The organism is Paenibacillus sp. J2R1T-4, from assembly GCF_059692235.1.
Genome location: NZ_JCAUBA010000010.1, coordinates 107,177 through 125,187, shown reverse-complemented (window position 1 = coordinate 125,187; position 18,011 = coordinate 107,177). Strand labels below are relative to the sequence as shown.

17 protein-coding genes and 1 pseudogene are annotated in these 18,011 nt (G+C 46.6%); 3 read left to right on the top strand and 15 right to left on the bottom strand.

What is annotated here, in order from left to right:
• Positions 1–90: 90 nt before the first annotated feature.
• The gene (gene pnpS, locus AC58QD_RS17875; protein ID WP_497335668.1) at positions 91–1,914 is read right to left on the bottom strand and encodes a two-component system histidine kinase PnpS; all 1,824 of its coding nucleotides are present in this window, start codon (positions 1,912–1,914) and stop codon (positions 91–93) included.
• Between the two features lie 183 nt (positions 1,915–2,097).
• On the opposite strand from pnpS, the gene AC58QD_RS17870 reads away from it, so the two are divergent.
• On the top strand, positions 2,098–2,313 hold the full coding sequence (locus tag AC58QD_RS17870; protein ID WP_497335666.1) for a CsbD family protein: 216 nt from the start codon (positions 2,098–2,100) through the stop codon (positions 2,311–2,313).
• Positions 2,314–2,377: 64 nt separating this feature from the next.
• Here AC58QD_RS17870 and AC58QD_RS17865 read toward each other — a convergent pair whose 3' ends face one another.
• On the bottom strand, positions 2,378–3,910 hold the full coding sequence (locus AC58QD_RS17865; RefSeq protein WP_497335664.1) for a fumarate hydratase: 1,533 nt from the start codon (positions 3,908–3,910) through the stop codon (positions 2,378–2,380).
• A 122-nt stretch (positions 3,911–4,032) separates the two neighbouring features.
• On the opposite strand from AC58QD_RS17865, the gene AC58QD_RS17860 reads away from it, so the two are divergent.
• A complete protein-coding gene (locus tag AC58QD_RS17860) occupies positions 4,033–4,881 on the top strand; it encodes a polysaccharide deacetylase family protein (protein ID WP_497335662.1) in 849 nt (282 codons plus the stop codon).
• 24 nt (positions 4,882–4,905) lie between these two features.
• Here the strand turns inward: AC58QD_RS17860 and AC58QD_RS17855 are convergent, their stop codons facing one another.
• The 7 genes from AC58QD_RS17855 to AC58QD_RS17825 all read right to left on the bottom strand — a co-directional run bounded on the left by AC58QD_RS17855 (position 4,906) and on the right by AC58QD_RS17825 (position 10,257).
• Positions 4,906–5,781: a polysaccharide deacetylase family protein gene (locus tag AC58QD_RS17855; RefSeq protein WP_497335660.1), complete on the bottom strand. Its 876-nt coding sequence runs from the start codon at positions 5,779–5,781 to the stop codon at positions 4,906–4,908.
• The gene (locus tag AC58QD_RS17850; RefSeq protein ID WP_497335658.1) at positions 5,774–6,439 is read right to left on the bottom strand and encodes a class I SAM-dependent methyltransferase; all 666 of its coding nucleotides are present in this window, start codon (positions 6,437–6,439) and stop codon (positions 5,774–5,776) included. The genes AC58QD_RS17855 and AC58QD_RS17850 overlap by 8 nt, the downstream gene beginning before the upstream one ends.
• A gap of 87 nt (positions 6,440–6,526) precedes the next feature.
• A complete protein-coding gene (locus tag AC58QD_RS17845) occupies positions 6,527–7,573 on the bottom strand; it encodes a GNAT family N-acetyltransferase (protein WP_497335656.1) in 1,047 nt (348 codons plus the stop codon).
• A gap of 7 nt (positions 7,574–7,580) precedes the next feature.
• On the bottom strand, positions 7,581–7,901 hold the full coding sequence (locus tag AC58QD_RS17840) for a hypothetical protein (RefSeq protein ID WP_497335654.1): 321 nt from the start codon (positions 7,899–7,901) through the stop codon (positions 7,581–7,583).
• A gap of 26 nt (positions 7,902–7,927) precedes the next feature.
• Positions 7,928–8,311 carry a DUF2304 domain-containing protein gene (locus AC58QD_RS17835; protein ID WP_497335652.1) on the bottom strand — a complete coding sequence of 128 codons (384 nt, stop codon included), beginning with the start codon at positions 8,309–8,311 and terminating at the stop codon, positions 7,928–7,930.
• Positions 8,312–8,317: 6 nt separating this feature from the next.
• Positions 8,318–9,022 (bottom strand): glycosyltransferase family 2 protein, encoded by a 705-nt coding sequence (locus AC58QD_RS17830; protein ID WP_497335650.1) that lies wholly within the window; start codon positions 9,020–9,022, stop codon positions 8,318–8,320.
• A complete protein-coding gene (locus AC58QD_RS17825; RefSeq protein ID WP_497335648.1) occupies positions 9,001–10,257 on the bottom strand; it encodes a glycosyltransferase family 39 protein in 1,257 nt (418 codons plus the stop codon). Before AC58QD_RS17825 ends, AC58QD_RS17830 begins: the two co-directional genes overlap by 22 nt.
• A 256-nt stretch (positions 10,258–10,513) precedes the next feature.
• Here AC58QD_RS17825 and yfbR point away from each other — a divergent pair, with 256 nt between their 5' ends.
• Entirely contained in the window at positions 10,514–11,119 is a 606-nt protein-coding gene (gene yfbR, locus AC58QD_RS17820) for a 5'-deoxynucleotidase (RefSeq protein WP_497335646.1), read from the top strand.
• A 19-nt stretch (positions 11,120–11,138) separates the two neighbouring features.
• Here the strand turns inward: yfbR and AC58QD_RS17815 are convergent, their stop codons facing one another.
• The 6 genes and pseudogenes from AC58QD_RS17815 to AC58QD_RS17790 form a co-directional block, all read right to left on the bottom strand.
• Complete coding sequence (locus tag AC58QD_RS17815; RefSeq protein ID WP_497335644.1) at positions 11,139–11,537, bottom strand: hypothetical protein; 399 nt, start codon at positions 11,535–11,537, stop codon at positions 11,139–11,141.
• Positions 11,538–11,891: 354 nt separating this feature from the next.
• Positions 11,892–12,629, bottom strand: a pseudogene (locus AC58QD_RS17810) (protein phosphatase 2C domain-containing protein); the annotation flags it as partial.
• Between the two features lie 23 nt (positions 12,630–12,652).
• Entirely contained in the window at positions 12,653–13,816 is a 1,164-nt protein-coding gene (locus AC58QD_RS17805; protein ID WP_497335642.1) for an extracellular solute-binding protein, read from the bottom strand.
• A 104-nt stretch (positions 13,817–13,920) separates the two neighbouring features.
• Positions 13,921–15,645, bottom strand: coding sequence for an ABC transporter permease (locus AC58QD_RS17800; RefSeq protein WP_497335640.1), 1,725 nt, complete (start codon positions 15,643–15,645; stop codon positions 13,921–13,923).
• Entirely contained in the window at positions 15,632–16,732 is a 1,101-nt protein-coding gene (locus AC58QD_RS17795; RefSeq protein ID WP_497335638.1) for an ABC transporter ATP-binding protein, read from the bottom strand. The genes AC58QD_RS17800 and AC58QD_RS17795 overlap by 14 nt, the downstream gene beginning before the upstream one ends.
• Positions 16,733–16,807: 75 nt before the next feature.
• Positions 16,808–17,866 carry an ABC transporter substrate-binding protein gene (locus tag AC58QD_RS17790; protein WP_497335636.1) on the bottom strand — a complete coding sequence of 353 codons (1,059 nt, stop codon included), beginning with the start codon at positions 17,864–17,866 and terminating at the stop codon, positions 16,808–16,810.
• Between the last annotated feature and the right edge of the window lie 145 nt (positions 17,867–18,011).

Genomic DNA, 18,011 nt, shown 5'->3' with positions numbered 1-18,011 from the left:
CATATAGTCCTATTATAGCATACAGCTCATCCTATCATACGATTGTAAAGCTTGTTTGAAGTGTTTGTTAATTTTGTGTAAACAGGCTTCTTAACTCTGAATGATAGGTAAATCAATGGTGAATCGAGATCCTATTCCAAGATCACTTTCTACCCGTATGGTTCCTCCATGAAGCTCCACGAGATGCTTTACGATGGATAGACCAAGACCTGTCCCTCCGGAGCTGCGTGAACGCGCTTTGTCCACCCTATAGAAGCGTTCGAATATTCTCGGCAAGTCTTTCTTTGGGATCCCGATTCCCGTATCAGAGATTACTATGCGAATTCGTTCCGCTTCCTGATTCTCTCCTAGCAGAGTCATGACCTTAACCCTTACTTTACCGCCCTCAGGTGTATAATTGATGCCATTGGACAACAGGTTAATTATAATCTGTCCAAACCGATCCTCATCTGCTTCAATGTACAGCTCCTCATTGGCTTGAAAGGCGAGGTCAATAGACTTCTTCTCGGCTTCCGTCCTCATCATTTCCAAGGTCTTCCCTAGGAAGCTGTTAATATGCACGGGAGAAAATTGCAGCGGAATACGCTTGGACTCGATTTTGGACAGCTCTAGTATATCCCCGATCAACCGATTAAGCCGCTCGCTCTCATCATAGATGATCTGTAGAAATTGCTTGGCAATCACAGGGTCATTCATAGCACCTGCTAGCAAGGTTTCAGCGAATCCTTTTACAGCTGCAACTGGAGTTTTCAGCTCATGGGAGACGTTGGCCACGAACTCGCTCCTGACCTTCTCCAGTCGACGTATCGCTGTTATATCGTGCAACACGATAACAAGACCTGCCCACTCACGTTCTACTTGTATCATCGGCACCAAATTGACTTCCAGAATTCGATCTTCCGGAAAATAGAAATTCATCTCATCACGAATCCGTTCATTCCGCTCCCTGCATTCTTGAATCATTTGGATGAGCTCATACGGCTGCTTGGCATTGTCGAATCGTTTGCCGATTAGCTCCTTGGAGGAATATCCAAGTATCTCCTCTGCCTGACGATTCAATAATACGATATAGCCTTGCTCATCAATCATTACAACGGCGCTTATCATATTGTCCAGCACGCTGGATAAACGAGTCTCATTCTCGCGAATTCGATTCATCTGCACATACAAGCTGTCCGCCATCGTATTAATCGCTTGACCCAGTTGGCCAATCTCGTCCTGATTGCGTATATGCACACGCGACTTGTAGTTCATATTCGTTATTTGCACCGCAACCCGGGTCATCTTCTCGAGCGGTTTCGTTAATTGAAAGGCAATTCGGTAGCTTACTGCACCAGCGATGATAAAGACAACGAGCAAGCCGCCAATCAACCCCCACCACAAGGTGCGAATCGTAGCTTCTACCTCCTCGAGTGACATCGACAAGCGAGCATAACCAATAATTCGATCCTGCTGCTTAATGGGAAGCGCAACATAGAGCATCGTTCGATTGGTTGTGTCGCTATATCTGCGTGCAAAGCCTTCGCCGGTTTCGCGAGCCTCCCGGATTTCTTCCCGTTGATAATGATTATCCATAACCTTAGGATCGTTATCGGAATCTCCAATAACCGCCCCGTCGGCAGAAATAAACGTAATCCGCGCACCAGCAGATTGCTTCAAGCGATTCGCAATATGAGAGAACTGCTCCGTAGTCATATTCGCATACGGGCTCTGGTTTTCCTCAATGCCTATGGCTGCAATCATAATCTGGATTTCCCGCTGCATGCTGTTCTGCAGAGCAGATACCTTAGACTTGTCGATCATAATAGCCATGAATATACCGGCGACCAAGACGGAACAACCGATTAATGCAATGAATAATAGGGTTAATTTAGTGCGAAACTGCATGCTGTACCCTTCCTTCTTCCATTTCATGATAGGGATCTGTCCCAGCCATTGTATCTCGTGCGCGCCTTATTTTCCAGTTTAGTTATTGTAAAGACAAAGTGGAAGACTTTGCAGACAATTGTTTGAAAACGACCCCATTCGGGTATATAAATGACAAGTCACACCGTTTAGTATCTTATACTTTTATCATTTATATAAGGAGGAATAACTATGGACAGCAACGTTATGAAGGGCAAATGGAAGCAAGTAAAAGGTGAAGCTCAAAAACAGTGGGGAAAATTAACCAATGACGACCTGGATGTCATCAACGGAGAAACGGAAAAGCTCATAGGGAAGCTCCAGGAGCGATACGGTCACACCAAAGAACAGGCAGAAGATGAATATAGCAAATGGGACCGTGCCAGAGCACAGGAAACAATCGTATAAAGTAAACTTATCTATACAACAGCCCTACTCTCAAGGAGTAGGGCTGTGCGTATTTCTGCCACTTTTACTTGAATACCGGTTCCTTGAACGATGCCAGTTTCTCTAATGAATTCTTCTCCACTTCCGCATGAAGACTATTGCCATGGGAATCCATCGTCACGATCGCCGCGAATCCTTCAACCTGCAAATGCCACATCGCTTCCGGAATGCCAAACTCCATCAAATCCACGCTGTTTACTTTCTTGATACATTCCGCATAATACTGAGCAGCACCGCCTATAGCATTCAAATATACGGCGCCATACTCACCAAGTGCAGCCAACGTCTTAGGCCCCATACCGCCTTTGCCAATAACAGCGCGAATGCCGAATTTCTTGATAATATCGCCTTGATAAGGCTCCTCGCGAATACTGGTTGTAGGCCCAGCTGCCTTAACATGCCATTCACCGTTATCATCCTTAGCCATAACCGGTCCGCAGTGATAGATAATATGGCCGCTCAGATCAACCGGTGAGTCGTGATCCATCAAATAACTATGCAAGGCATCACGGCCTGTGTGCATTTCCCCATTGATGACAACGACATCTCCTACGCGAAGCTGACGAATCTGGTCTTCAGTAATAGGAGCTTGGAGAACGATCTCGCGACGTTCTTCTTCAACCTTCTCGACCGGCGCTTCAACCGTCATTGGCACCGATTGCCCGCCTTCATAGATCCACTCCTGGATCTCACCTGTCTCGGCATCCAGCAGCACGCCTTGACGACGGAAAGCCCAACAATTGTAAGCTACCGATACGAAGAAGCTGGCCGGGAGGCGATTCATTACCCCAACCTTGCAGCCTAGCAAAGTTACTTGTCCGCCAAACCCCATCGTTCCGATACCAAGCTTATTTGCATTATCCATTACGTACTCTTCCAGCTTCAGAAGGTCTGGATTAGGGTTCACGTCATCAACAGCACGGAACAATTGATGTTTGGCAAGCTCATAACCAGTCGTACGGTCTCCGCCGATCCCGACTCCGATGAAACCTGCGCTGCAGCCTTGTCCTTGTGCCTGATAGACCGCATGCATAATACATTTGCGAATGCCGTCAAGATCACGGCCAGCCTTGCCTAAGCCTTCCAGCTGAGCAGGCAAGCTATATTGAATGTTCTTGTTCTCGCAGCCGCCGCCCTTCAGGATCAGACGCATGTCGATCGTATCTTTCTCCCATTGCTCGAAATGAATAACTGGAGTACCAGGACCCAGATTGTCGCCGCTATTCGTACCCGTTAAAGAGTCTACTGAGTTCGGACGAAGCTTGCTTGCCTTTGTTGCCTGGCGAACAGCCTCGAGAATTTGCTTCTTCATAATGATTTGGTTTGCGCCTACTGGACAATGTATAATGAAGGTCGGCATTCCAGTATCCTGACATATCGGAGATACGTTACATTCCGCCATCGTAATGTTCTCTGCAATTGTGGAGAGTGACAGGGCAGAACGTGTTCCTGCATCCTCTTGCTGCTGGGCTTTCTGAACCTCTCTTCTTACATCTGCCGGAAGGTTCGTTGAAGTTTCAACAATTAATTTGTACACACTTTCTTGAAAAGAATTCATGATGACAATCTATCTCCTCTCCATACTCTTTACAACTAATATACCACTTTTTCAGGTCATTTTGATATGATCTGTGCTATCATAACTTATACTAATGACAGTATCTAGAAGGGATCCTGATTGTGACTACCTTTACACTCCGAACGCTTATTATATTCCTGATCGCTACAGCCTTCGTCCTGCCTCAATGGAATGCCTCGCATGATGAGGTGTTGTTCAAGGATCAGGTCGCTGTCCTTATGTACCATCATATTCATGATACAGAGGAAAGCTCAGGCACCATCACTTCTACTTTGTTCCGAGAGCAACTTGAATACTTGCAGCAAAAAGGGTATTCTTTCATTTCATTGCAGGATTTTCATAGATTCTTGGATGGTGAGGCCGTACCGAACAACGCAGTCTTAGTCACCTTTGACGACGGATATGAGAGCTTTTACAAGAACGCTTATCCTCTTCTCTTAGAGATGAACATACCTGCTGTAAATTTCATCATAACCGAGACGCTGAACGATCCTGCTGCCAGTAACATACCGTACATGTCACGTGATCAGATTCGAGACATGACCAGTCGTTCCAGCTTGATCCAAGCGGAATGTCACACCCATGGTCTTCATCATAAAGGGGATACAGATAACGCATTCTTGACTTCACGGTTGCCTTGGAATAACGTACTGGAATCAGAAGATTCCTATCAGCAACGCATCCTGAATGATACGGCTGCATGCCTCCAAGAGGTAAGTTCGATCACGGGTGCAAAGACTGAGGATCTGGCCTATCCATTCGGGATATACTCCAAGCTGGCCTCCGAGCTTATTCAGCAGGCTGGCGTCAACTATGCCTACACGATTGTCCCGGAGATGACTACACGTGATGTGAATCGAATGCAGATTCCACGTATTAATGGGGGAAGCCCATTCATTACACCAGAAAGACTGCATCAGACGATTCTAAGACGAGCCCTCGCCGATTAATCTATGCTTCCTTGCAATCGGATTTCAAATGTCCAATCCGTATTGCTGCTTCAAATGCTCCGAGATGGATGTGAATGTAAAGCTGTTCAAGACTCGTTCCAGCTTCCTCTCGGTGCCTCCGACATTGTAATAATGAATGAGATTTTCTTTGAAAGGCAGGCTGAGTCTGCTGTCTTGCGCATTCACTTCTCTTGGATGCAGATACACGATAGAATTCTTCCCTTGCTTGTTAGCGGCGCGAATTGATCGTTTGATGAAAAATTCAGGGAAGAAGCGGAAATAAAACCCTCCTGAATACCCTATGTTTCTACCCACCAACCTAGTTACGGACATCGGCACCTCATAAATACCGAGTTCTCTGCCGTTTACACGGGGCTTGTGAATTTCTGTTGGGGCGTCCGGGATGCCGTAAAGGAATGTTCGGACAGGAAAAATACTCGCGTCATATATCATCCCAAGCTCTTCAAGTGCCTCGAGGTAATGCAGATTACTCTCAACAATCGACCATGAAGGCGCCCGATACCCTAGTACCTTCGTCCCCGTAATATTCTCGAGTATATCTACCGACTTCTTCACATCGGCTTTGAATTCGGCATAGGACTGTCTGTACGCCAACTGATGAGCGTACCCGTGAGAAGCCACGTCATGCCCTTCTTGTGCGATCGCCTTAACGACATCCGGATAATGCTCCCCAATATACCCGAGCACGAAGAAAGTGGCCTTGCAATTCGCTTCCCGGCAAAGTCTGAGCAGCGTGTCCATATTGGATCTGAAGCCCGAAGGCTTGGTCAGATCGGGACGGACGTCATCATAATTAGCGTGATACCACTCTTCAATGTCAAACGTAAGCATATTGGAGACGGATTGCGGCTTAGTTGAACTCGCAGTTTGGTTATTCACCTTTCTTGCGCCCCTTTATGGCAAATGAAGTACTGAACATGTTCGTAAACAAGCCTCCGCCGTTACTCTTCGTCACAAACTTGAACGGATGATAAATATTCATGAACTCAATTTGCTCGAAGCCATTTTCTTCAAATACTTTCTTGAGCTCATCCATGGCATACATTTGATCGAATTTAGTGCCCTTCTCGAACAATCTCAAAAGCTTTCTCTGGATTGAACCCTTGTTCAAGGTTTCAATGAGCAGAGTGCCTCCTGGTTTGGTTACCCTTGCCAGCTCCTTCAGCACCTTCTTATACTGAGGAATGAGCTGGATTACACCGATACATAAGACAACATCGAATTTATTACTCTCAAAATGAAGCCCGGTCAAATCATCTGTTGCCGTAATTAGTCCTCGATCAGCTGCAAACTGCAAACTCTTCTCAGAGAAGTCTACCCCGTAAACGGTATTATTGTTCACCAATGGCTCACTGAAAGCACCAACACCGCAGCCGGCATCCAACACCACTTTATCTTTGCATGGACCTAACCAGTTTAATGTATGATCCCGCTGAATGAAGAAGCTTTCTTCATTGAAATAATCCGATGTTTGAACAGATGCCCCGTGTGTTTCAGCCTTTTTGTCAAAATATTGCTTCCAGTTGGAATTACTCATGGAATGTATCCTCCGTAGTGCGTTTCTCTAAAACGCTTAAGTTAGTGAGCTTCGCTATGATGTGCATCTATCCAATAGGTTTGGCGTCTATGGCAGCAAGTACTTAATCAATCGCTTCCCCACGGGGTTCGTAATGAAGCTGGGGGCGACTTTCCACATCTTGATGAAGAAGCTCAGGCTTTCTTTATCCGGAGCACCCGATGCCTTATTAAGGCCTCCATCATAAGTGAGATAATTCAGCTGCTGCGGCTCGGCACCCCATTGCTGTTTGTACTTGTAGGTTCCTGAGCCTGTCTGAGACCTGCCCAGGTCCAAGCGGCTGTATCCATTACGTATGCCGAACTTCACCGCTTCCCAATACATGAAATTGTTCAAATACTTGCTGTTATACTCAGACAAATTCGCTCCATAGGGATAATAAACCGTGGAATTTCTTGGACTTGTGAGCAGAATCATCCCGCCCGCGACTTGTCCAGTCTCTTTATCCAATACAGATAACAGATAAGCATGCTCTGGCAAATATTCGAACAGTTTTTGGAAGAAGAGAATATCCTGAGCGGGAGAACCTAACTGCTTCATCCTTCTTACATATACTTTGTAGAATGAATCCAGATTCAGCGGATCAAAAGAAACATCGAACCAATCATTCTTGTATACTTTTCGAACATGATTGCGATTGCTGCCGCTGGACATAGCCAACACCTTCTCCTCTCCTTCTGACAAGGAAAGCACAAAGGTATGATTATGATCATCTAGACTCCAGCTTGGATCAGCCAATTTATCTTCTTTTAAGCGCAACTGAATATATCCAAGCTTATGCTTGTCTTTGAGCTCTTGAAGAGCTGCAATGGCAAAATGAAAGGCTTCTTCAGAAGCCGCGCATAGATCGATATAATTGACAAAAGGAAGCGAAACGCCTGCCTTCTTCCATGCAAGATTGCGTCCGACTACAAGCGGGATAATCGCACAGATCTGGTCATCGCGATCTAAGATAGCATGATACAACGAGGTATAACCAAACGAATGAACCAAAACTTGTTGGAATGCTGTAGTATGATACACGGTGCCTGCGGACCAAGCGAATTGGTCCCACTTATCCTTCATTGATTCTGTATAGGCTACACATTGGAACATCTATCGTCTATCCTTTCATCCAGAAAAATACCCCAATCATAATAAAAAGGCTTCCCGCCCATTGCATGAGACTGATGTGTTCTTTGAATATCTGAATAGAGACCAGCAGCAGCAATATGTATTGCGCACTGGTTACGAAGGTAACATAGCTGAGCTCGAACTGGGACAAGCAGTATACCCAAAGAAAGGCAGCAAGAGCATATACCACGAAGCCAGCGAGAATAACTGGGGAGGTCATATAGCTGAGCAGAATTCCGAATAACGCGCCTTCAAATTTAATCGTCCGGCTTCCAATCTTAAGTAAGGTACTGCCGGCTACGGTCATCATTATATTTGCAAGAAGCAACCAGTATTTTATTGCGATTCACCCACGTTCATTTTCTTTTCTAACTCCTCAAGTCTGAGCTTGGTTAAGCCCAACTCTTGTGTTAGCGTCTTGTTGTGCATTTTGAGTCCCGAGATGCTGATGCTCATGTTGAGCAGGAGTAAATAAGCGCATACAATCAGAATGGCAAAAAATGCCGATGGCGCATAGTCCACCCCGATTAAATTGGAGAACCAATCCATCAGCTCTTTAAAAACCGACATCACCAAGGTAAACGTTCCGATCAAGAACCAGACTAAAGAGTATTTCTCTCTAATCATTCTTGCCCGAACCATAATAAAAACCGAAACAATTAATACTAGACTAAACGCAATCCCCATGAGCTGAACGCTGAAAATGTTGCCGTTCTCCATAGTCTCTCACCACCTTGTCCTGACATAGGAGAAGAATATCGATAATATAACCTTCACCATGTAATATGGGCTTTTGATCAATGTAATCGAAGAGGCTCCATGCTCCCGGTGTCTCATCTCAACGCCTATCTCACAGAATCGCAAACCATGCTTTTTCAATAAAATAATAGCATCCGGCTCCGGATAATCGTCAGGATAATGCTTGCTGAGCAGGGCTATGCTTTTCTTATTGTAGAGGCGAAACCCCGATGTGCTGTCCGTCACCTTCGTGTGGATCAAGAGGCGGAACAGAACTTCAAACACCTTAATGCCGAACCTTCGTGTCCGAGTCGTGCGGAAAGATTGAATATCCAAAAATCTCGAACCAATAACCATATCACTATTCGTTCGGATCATCTCGTTCAGAAGCTTGTCCACTTGATTAGGAGAATGCTGACCGTCACCGTCAATCTGTACCGAGTATTCATAACCCTTAGCATAAGCATACTTGAATCCTGTCTGTACCGCTCCTCCAATACCAAGGTTGTATGGAAGATCTACTACCTTCACCCCAGCCGCCTTCGCAATCGACGAAGTAGAATCACGGGAGCAATCGTTAATCACGAGAATGTCACTATCCGCAATGCTTTCACGTATATCCCGGATTACTTTCAGTATGTTACCTTGCTCATTATAGGCTGGGACGATTATTAATATTTTCCCTTGTTCCATGGCAACTTCCCCGTATAGTTATTAGCAATTCGAATTGCCCCATCAATCACTCTGTCTGCCCCATAAGCAACCGCAATCGCAATAAAAGGTATGCCTGGCGCCCTGTACCTGTACAGACCGTCAATAAAGAGAACGATACAAAAAATATAAACAGCGAGCACAACAAGCCACACAATCGAAGCTTTTCGGAACGTTTTGTTCACGATCGTAGCAATTAAACCTATAAAGAAGAAGGCAGATACCAGGGCATGCACCAGGAATTTGAAGATGCCTGAGATACTTCTCATATCTGTCATCCATACCCATCTTCCAAGGAAAGCTACAGTTCTTTTTAAGTAAAGAACGGCGATATGATCCCAATTATTAATTATAAAACTTAAGATCAGGCTATTCAATATATTAATATTGTAATCTGGAACATAGACTACATCATGCGGTGATGGAATATCGTATATCCACCCGCTGCCATATACATTATAGAGCACCAGCTTGGCATTATATTGGAGAGACGTAATGAACGGATCCAGTATGTTAGCTAAGATCAGATAAACAAGAGCAGCTATCCCCGCAATCAAGAATCCCCCGATGGACCATCTATGTTTTTTGAAAAAATGAACCATGGTTGGTTTAGGGATATTCATTATGATATAAATCACGATGAAGGACAACGATACGATTCCTGTCGGCCTGAAGATAACCATATAGATAGCGGTCAGAATGAACAGAATCTTATCTACCCTTCGATAATCCCTCATATACTTAAGCAGGAAATAGACATTTAACAGCAGAAGGCTTATGAAGAAGCTGTCGGTAAGTATGTATGTGGTCCATAGCGTGATATCCCAGGAAATACAGTAAATAAGGGAAGCAATAATCGCCGTCCTCCTATTAAACAGCATCCTTGCAATTTGGTAAACAAGAATCACACTTACGGCAGCCGTGAACGTCTGTATGAACAGGATAATATCCGTATTCCTGAATACAGCAAGCAGCAGAGCGAGTAAAAAGTTGTAACCCATATATAAAATATCGTTCAAGTGAAGGCCAATTCGGAAATTTTCCAACAATCCATGCGCATAATTCAAGTACCACTGAGCGTCTGCTGAATCAGGAAAGCCTTTCTCAGAAAATAACATTTTGAAGTAGTAACGCAGTCTGACTGCTAAAGATAAAAGTACGAGCGGTATAAGGTACAGAATCTCTCGGTCCTTATATTTGAGATAGATTGAATACACTTCGTTTAACAGCTCCATATGTTCATGTCAATTTCCACTCTACTCTCTCATTTTGCACAACTTCCATCATTTCGGCAACTCTTTTCTTCGCAATTCCATCATAGAAATTTTACAATTTATTCACTTTTGATATTTCATAAGAAAAGGGAAGCAAAAGTCAGCCGCGACAGTCCGAAATGTATCCAGATTTACCGCGCAGGCTAACTCTTGTATAATGACAGCATTACTTATCTTTCATTGAGAGGTGTCTGCTGAAGTGGAAAGTCATTTCTACGCGTACTTGTACCGTCTGAGATATATAGAACGCTGGAGTCTGATGCGCAATGTGCTCAAGGAGAACGTAGCAGAGCATACGTTTCAGGTAGCATTGCTGACCCATGCCCTCTGCACGATAGCGAATGTGGTGTATAATCGTTCGGTGCCTACGGAACACATCGTCACACGCGCTTTGTTCCATGATGTAACGGAAGTGTTCACAGGTGATATTCCAACCCCCGTCAAACATCACAACAAAGAAATCTTGCATAACTTTCGAGAGATCGAGGATATAGCCGCTTCACGACTCATCGCCATGGTTCCGGATTCTTTGAGACATGTGTATGCCCCCTTAATCGGGGACCAGAGTGATTCCCCTGAGCAACAGACGCATAAGCGTTATATTAAAGGAGCAGACTTGCTCGATGCCTATCTGAAATGTGTTACCGAGCTATCCGCCGGCAACAAAGAATTCACGATGGCCAAAAAACAAATCGAGCAGTCCATCGCGAAGATGAACATGCCCGAATTGAATTACTTCCTGGAGCATATGGCGCCAAGCTTCGAGAAGACGCTTGACGAGCTGTCCGAAGAGAGCGGAGAGTAATCTCATGCTCTCCTCTTTACTAAATGATTGTTGGGTTATACATGAGCACAAGGATTAACACAAATGCACCAGCTGCAATAATACTGAAGGTGCGCAGCTTCTTGATCGATTCTGCTGTGCCGGAATTACCCGCCTTTAACCGCTTGAGCGGTCCGCCCATCATTCCCGCCATTGCAAACATAACAAGTATAAGCACAATTGCAACAGCCATCCATGCGCCAGACATACCTGCCTTACTAACCATATAACCGCCTGTCAGGAAGGCAACAATTAATAAATACTGCCCGATCCGATTCAATCCATGAAGTCTGGAGGCGCCATTGGGTCTGGCAGCGCTTCCGCTTATGAGAGGTAACACCAAATACAAAAGCAGTGCGATCGCTGAAATTACATGAGCCCATTTCATTGCATTGTACATCGTCGAAAGTCCCCCTGTCCATGTTAGGTTTTCCTCTTGTAGTATAGCGGAAATCAGGACAAGGTACAAATGAAGACTGGCCCAAATCCTTACAATTCAGTGACGGTTGACCGTAAAGACCCAGCCTCTCAACTTGGCATCTTATGGAATGCATCTAATCAGTAATCGCAAGGTTCAAAAAAATCATCCCCAAAAGGCAAGCGATGAAGCAGGTTAGTTCAATTGAATCCAAATGCCAGTTTTATCATCGGATATCTTAAATCTCGGATACCGTTGGCATTCCTTGTCCTCATACTCAAGATTGATCAACCAGTCTGAATAGTCAGCCAGTGTGCGGTTCTCAATTTGTGCAACTAATTGTTCTAAGTCATTTGAGGGCAGCGAGCTTGCTTGCATCGGTAAAAAAAGTCCGTCCGTCACGAGCAGCAGCGATTTTAAGCGTATCCTGTTGATCGTCCCGTATTCCACAAGCTCCGCTGCTTCCGGTTCGCCGCTCATCACGGAGTAGCCTTCGAGGGTGTTCATTTTCGATTTATTTTGTAGAATGACCGGCTGCACCATGCTCCACAGCTGTTCCCGTGAAGTAATTCCTCTTTGGATGCCGTCCTGCCATATTTTTTTTGACTGCTGGTCAATGTGCTCCACTTGATCGCGTGAAATCGTCCGAACGGAGCCGTCTTCGTACTTGGCGGCGATCATGCAGTCGCCAACCTGAGCATAATCGACAGAATGCTCGCGAATTCGAATGAGCGCCAGCGAGCTTGTCCATAAGGATGTTTTATCCGTCAGATCGATGCCGACTTCGGCCATTTTTTGCCTTAATCGGACGTTAGCTTGAACGACCAGCTGCTTAAGGCTTGCGTCTGCCACATCCTCCTTGCGAAGCGACTCCAAGTATTGCTTGATCGCCTGAGAAGCCAAATAACCTCCGGTTTCCCCTCCCGCTCCGCGGTAAGGGTGGAGCGAAGTGGCGCCATCGAGCACCCCATACAACTGCAGCCGTTCATTGAGAACTAACGCATCTTCGTTCCATTGCGCAGTACCTTGTATCGTGATCGATTCTATGTTCAAATCAATACCTCCTAATCCCATCATTTGCCTACCATAGATGGACGTTATTCCGCAAGCTGCTCCAGCTGCTCCAGCTTCCCTGTAATCTGTAACCATCGATCATAATCGTCCTCATCCGGTTGACGCACGCTTAACGACCGGACGGCATCGAGAATCGTCCTTTGCCGGGCTGAAGTTGACGTTTCCCCTGCTAGCCGACGTACGACATCGGCCTTGACCGGAATGTAGCCCATATGTGTCCAGACGAACGATTGAGCGGTGTTGTCCACCATAAAATCGACAAAGCTATGAGCCGCTTTTTCCTTGGCAGGCGGCGAATGCATCTGCACTAAACCGTTGACGACCGGGAGGATCCCAGTCAAATCGGAACTCGGAAACCTCGTAAGATCGAATTGAAATTTCCCGCCGATATATCGCTCAATCATTGGCAATTTGTCTGAAGAGCTGGCTAACACCCCGACCTTTCCGTTAATGAAATCACTTACAGCCAGCAGATGGCTTAATGGCTGCATAACGCGGATCTTGTGCACCCAACGGCTCCATATGTCAAATGTCTGTTCTGAAACTGGGCCGCCCCCAATGTTCTCCGCATACCATGGAAGTTCCTTATCAATGGTCAATTGCCAACGTTCTTGGGATAACAGCAGCCCCTCTTTAACCGGAAGCGCTGCCGCTTTCTCGACATCAATCCAATCGTGAAAGCCGCTTGAGGGCAATCCCGTCCTGCTCAGCACCTCATCCCGATAATACAATAGAGGAACACTGCCACCGATTGGCAATGCCCACAGCTTCCCCTGATAACGGAACGGCTCGACAAAGGGGGGCAGCAGCTGAGAGCTGGCGGGCAGTTCGTGTTCATTAATTGCCGAAACAACACCCGTTAAAGCCAGTTCAGGAATACCATAGAAGCTTTGGATTTCGGCCAGCTGCGGCGCGGCATTAGCCGATATGGACGCTAGCAGCTCCTTATAAAGCTGCTCCGCCGAACGAAAGGTGCGAAGATCGATGGTGATTTGCGGATATATTTTTTGAAATTCCGAGAGAGGAGCGTCCCAACCTTTACTGAACACCCATATAGACAAAATGACCGAATCCTGCGTTTTATCATCTGCCCTGCTTGACAGAGGACGGTTTGCTATATTCCAAATAACCGCTCCCACGAGCATCAAGACTACTGCTATCGTTAAGAACCAGATACGCCGATTCATAAATGCCTCCTTGATCAGACCCGATTTAAGCTGAGCCGGGCCTTACCGATCTTCATTGTAACACGGCTTGACCAAGAAGACCTCATGGACGGGCGTTCCTCTATTTACAGCTGAAGTCCCTTTTTGCTCAGCTTATTGGCAATCAACAAGGAAACAAGGGTCGATATCGATAAGATAGAGGCGAGTGCAGCTCCCGTACCGTAGTTGGACGTAAACACCTCACTGTAAATGGTCACGGAAATGGTCGCCGTTGCTCCGTAATATAGTACGATGGTGGAGCTGAGCTCATTGATTGTTGTAATCCAGCTTAGAATCGCGCCGGACAATACGCCTGGAGCCATTAAACGCCCGGTTGTTTTAAAAAACGTTTTCATCGGAGGAACTCCAAGACTGATTGACGCCTCCTCGACACTGCGGTCAAGCTGGTGCAAAATTGCTGTACTTGATCTGATCGTATAAGGCAGCTTGCGCACCACATAAGCTATAACCAGAATGACCCAAGTCCCTGTCAACACGATCGGCGGCTTATTAAATGCGATAATCAAGCTGATTCCGAGTACGGTACCCGGCATGACGTAAGGGATCATAATAAGCCCGTCGAGCATCGCGGTGAGCTTCGATTTGCGGCGAACGAGCACGTATGCAACGAGCATACCCATTACGACCATGATGACGATAGATATTGCTGAAAAACTGTACGTGTTGATAATTGCCTTCGGTACGCGAAACATGATTTCCTTATAGCTGTTCAAGCTGAAGCCGGAATGGAACACGGGCCCTTTCGTTTTGATGAACGAAGTGATAATAACGGTGGCCTGAGGGATCATCGACACGCACGCGACGAGTAATGCGCCAGCGGTAAGCAGTATCTTAGGCAGTGGCCGCAGCGTCTCCACCTTCGGTGTTCTCATGCCGGTCATCGTGTAATTTTTTCTTGAAACGAAGTATCGCTGTACAAAAAGGATGCTAGTCGAACAAGCGATCAAGATCACACTGAGCGTGCTTGCCATCGCTGGATTACCGCCCATTTCGCTGATGAACTGCTCATAAGCGAGAATCGGCAGCACCTTAAAGCCTTGACCGAGCAGCATCGGTGTCCCGAAGTCGGCGAAAGCAGCCATGAATACCATTAGCGCTCCTGCGGACAACGTCGGGAATATAAGCGGCAGCGTGATCGTTACCAGCCGCTGAAAGGAGGAGCGCCCAAGGCTTTCCGCCGCTTCCTCAAGCGAAGTATCAATCGTGCGCAGGGCACCGGACACATACAGGAAGATGTGCGGGTAGAATTGCAGTGTGAATACGAACACGATACCCTTCCAACCATAAACGGACGAGAACGGAATGCCGATCTCATGGAAGAAACGGGTCAGAAAACCATTATTGCCAAGCATAAGAATCCACGAATATGCGCCGATGAATGGCGGTGAGAGAAGGGACATGATCACCATAATCTGGATCAGGCCCTTACACTTGATGTTGTAGCGAGTCATGATATAGGCGAGCGGAACGCCTATCAAGATGGAGAATAAAGTCGTGAAAGCAGACACCTTGAAGCTGTTCCACAGCGCGATATAATAATATTTCAACTTAACAAAATTGGCGTAGTTCTCCAACGATAACACGCCCTTATCGTTTAAGAAGCTGTTCATGAGCAAGGAAAAGAGCGGGTATACAATAAAGGCAAGCAGGAACAAATATACAATAAATGTGACCCACGACCAAAAATCCCATTTCTTCATATTAAGCCGATTCATCCATCCCGGTTGTTTGCGGGTTCCAGTACTACCCGATGCCGTTCCCGCAGTTGCGCTTTGTTTAGAAGGCTGCACGGTAGAGCACCTCCTGGCCGGTCTCATCGAATACAGTCGTCTTATCAAGCTGCAGGTTCACGAGAACCGACTCGTTCTCTTGTCTTAAATGATGCGGTTGGACCGCATGCTCTTGCACATCGATCAAAGAGCCGTCGTTAAGCCGCACAAGGTAGCTGACTTTTTCCCCCAGGAAAGTGACGCTCTCCACAGTGCCCGGGATTAGTGGGGAGCCGGATATTTCCGCCTCCAGCCTAATGCGTTCCGGCCTTAGCGCGAGCACGACCTTACCCTCATAGGCTCTGACGAGCGGCAGCCGGAAAGACGCTCCGGACAGCTGAACCGCAGCCTCACCGGAATTGCTGCTATAGGTGTTGCAATCGCCTGTAATAAAATTGGACGTCCCGATAAAATTAGCTACAAACCGGTTTGCAGGGTATGCATAAATATCTTCGGGGGATGCGATCTGCTGAACCCGTCCCTCGCTCATAACGGCGATTCGGTCGGAAACAGCGAGCGCCTCCTCCTGGTCGTGCGTGACGTAAATGGTGGTGATATTGAGCTCCTTTTGCAGTCGGCGGATGTCCGATCTCATCTTCACTCTCAGCTTGGCGTCGAGGTTGGACAGAGGCTCATCCATAAGCAGGAGCCCCGGACGAATCACAATCGCGCGTGCAAGGGCGATCCGCTGCTGCTGCCCGCCGCTCATGTCGGAAGGCACACGGTCGCGCAGGTGAGACAACTCGACCATCTCAAGCGCTTCCATCACGCGGGTTTGTATTTCTTGCTTCGGAACCTTGCGGGCTTTAAGGCCGTAAGCGACATTTTCGAACACCGTCATGTGCGGGAAGATGGCGTAGTTTTGAAAAACCATCCCGATATTTCTTTCATGCGTAGGAACTTCGTTTACTTTTTTGTCGCCGAAGTAGATGTCGCCTTCCTCCTGCCGATAAAATCCAGCAATCGTGCGAAGCAGCGTTGTTTTGCCGCAGCCGCTAGGACCAAGCAGCGTAAAAAACTCACCGGCTTCTATAGTGAAATGGGCGTCATTGACTGCCTTGTTCGTTCCGAAATATTTGGTGACATGATCAAATACAACTTTTTGCATGGCACTACCCTCCGTTCAAATTGCCGATAAAAATGGTGCCTTATCGACCGATTAAGGCACCAAATGGCTTATTAATTACTCTTGTCCGGTTACGATTCTGCCGAAACGTTTGATGTTTTCATCCTTTTTCGTTGCCGCGAAATCAAAGTCGTATTCCACCAGTTTGATGTCCTTCGTTTGAGCGACTCCTTGCATCGTTTCTGCATCCTTGCGCACAGAACGGCGTTTGAACTCTTTTTGAATCAGCGTCTGTACATCTTTCCCGACAAGGAAATCGATGAATTGCTTGGCTTGATCCATGTTCTTCGCACCCTTGATCACTGCAGCTCCGTCTGGAACCGCAGATGTGCCTTCAGAAGGATAAATGATGCCGACTTTAGCTCCTCCTTCTACGTAACGCAGCGCCGCTTCTTCCAACGTAACACCAAGCGCGAATTCCTTATCGGCTACGCCTTTATACACAAGACCGGAGCCTGAGAGCACTTTGCCATCCAGGTTTTTCACGAATTTCTTGACGAAATCCCAACCTTTTTCATCCTTGCCGAAAGCGGTCAGCATAGTGATAAGCTGCGTGTAGGAGGAACCAGATTTGGCCGGATCAGCAAATGCGATTTTGCCCTTCCACTTCGCGTCAAGCAAATCGTTCCAGCTCTTCGGCTCTTCGCCCGCTTTGACTAGCTCCTTATTGTACATGATGATCATCGGCAGCGCCGCGAAGGGCGTCCACACATTGTTTTTATCCACATATTGCGGAGCCAGGTAGTCGAATTCTTTTGTCTTATACGGCTCAAAATATTTTTTGTACGCTTCGAGCGAATCCGCTCCTCCAGCCCAGAAAACATCGCCTAACGGATTAGCCGCCTCGGCTTGTACACGCTTCAACAAATCGCCCGTACCGCCGGAAATGAGCTGAACTTCAATCCCGGTGCGTTCCTGAAATTCTTTGATGATCGGGTTATTCACTTCCGCGGCGTTCGGCGAGTACAGAGCGAGCTTGCCACCTTTTTTGGCTTCTGCAGGCTGTTGCGCAGCTGCTCCTTCTGGTTTCTTCTCAGGTGCTGCTTGTTGGCCGCATCCTGTAATAGACACAGCTAACAGCAAGGTAGCCAATATACCGGAAACTGCTTTTTTCATTGTTGTTTACCCCTCCATATAATCTAAGATTCGACATGAGCTTACCTTTCATGCGGCAGTTGCTACAGTCCTACTATAAACTTTCCGATGAAGCGCTTTCAATGCGACAAAATTTCTTATTTGTTGAAATTTTTGCAGATACAAA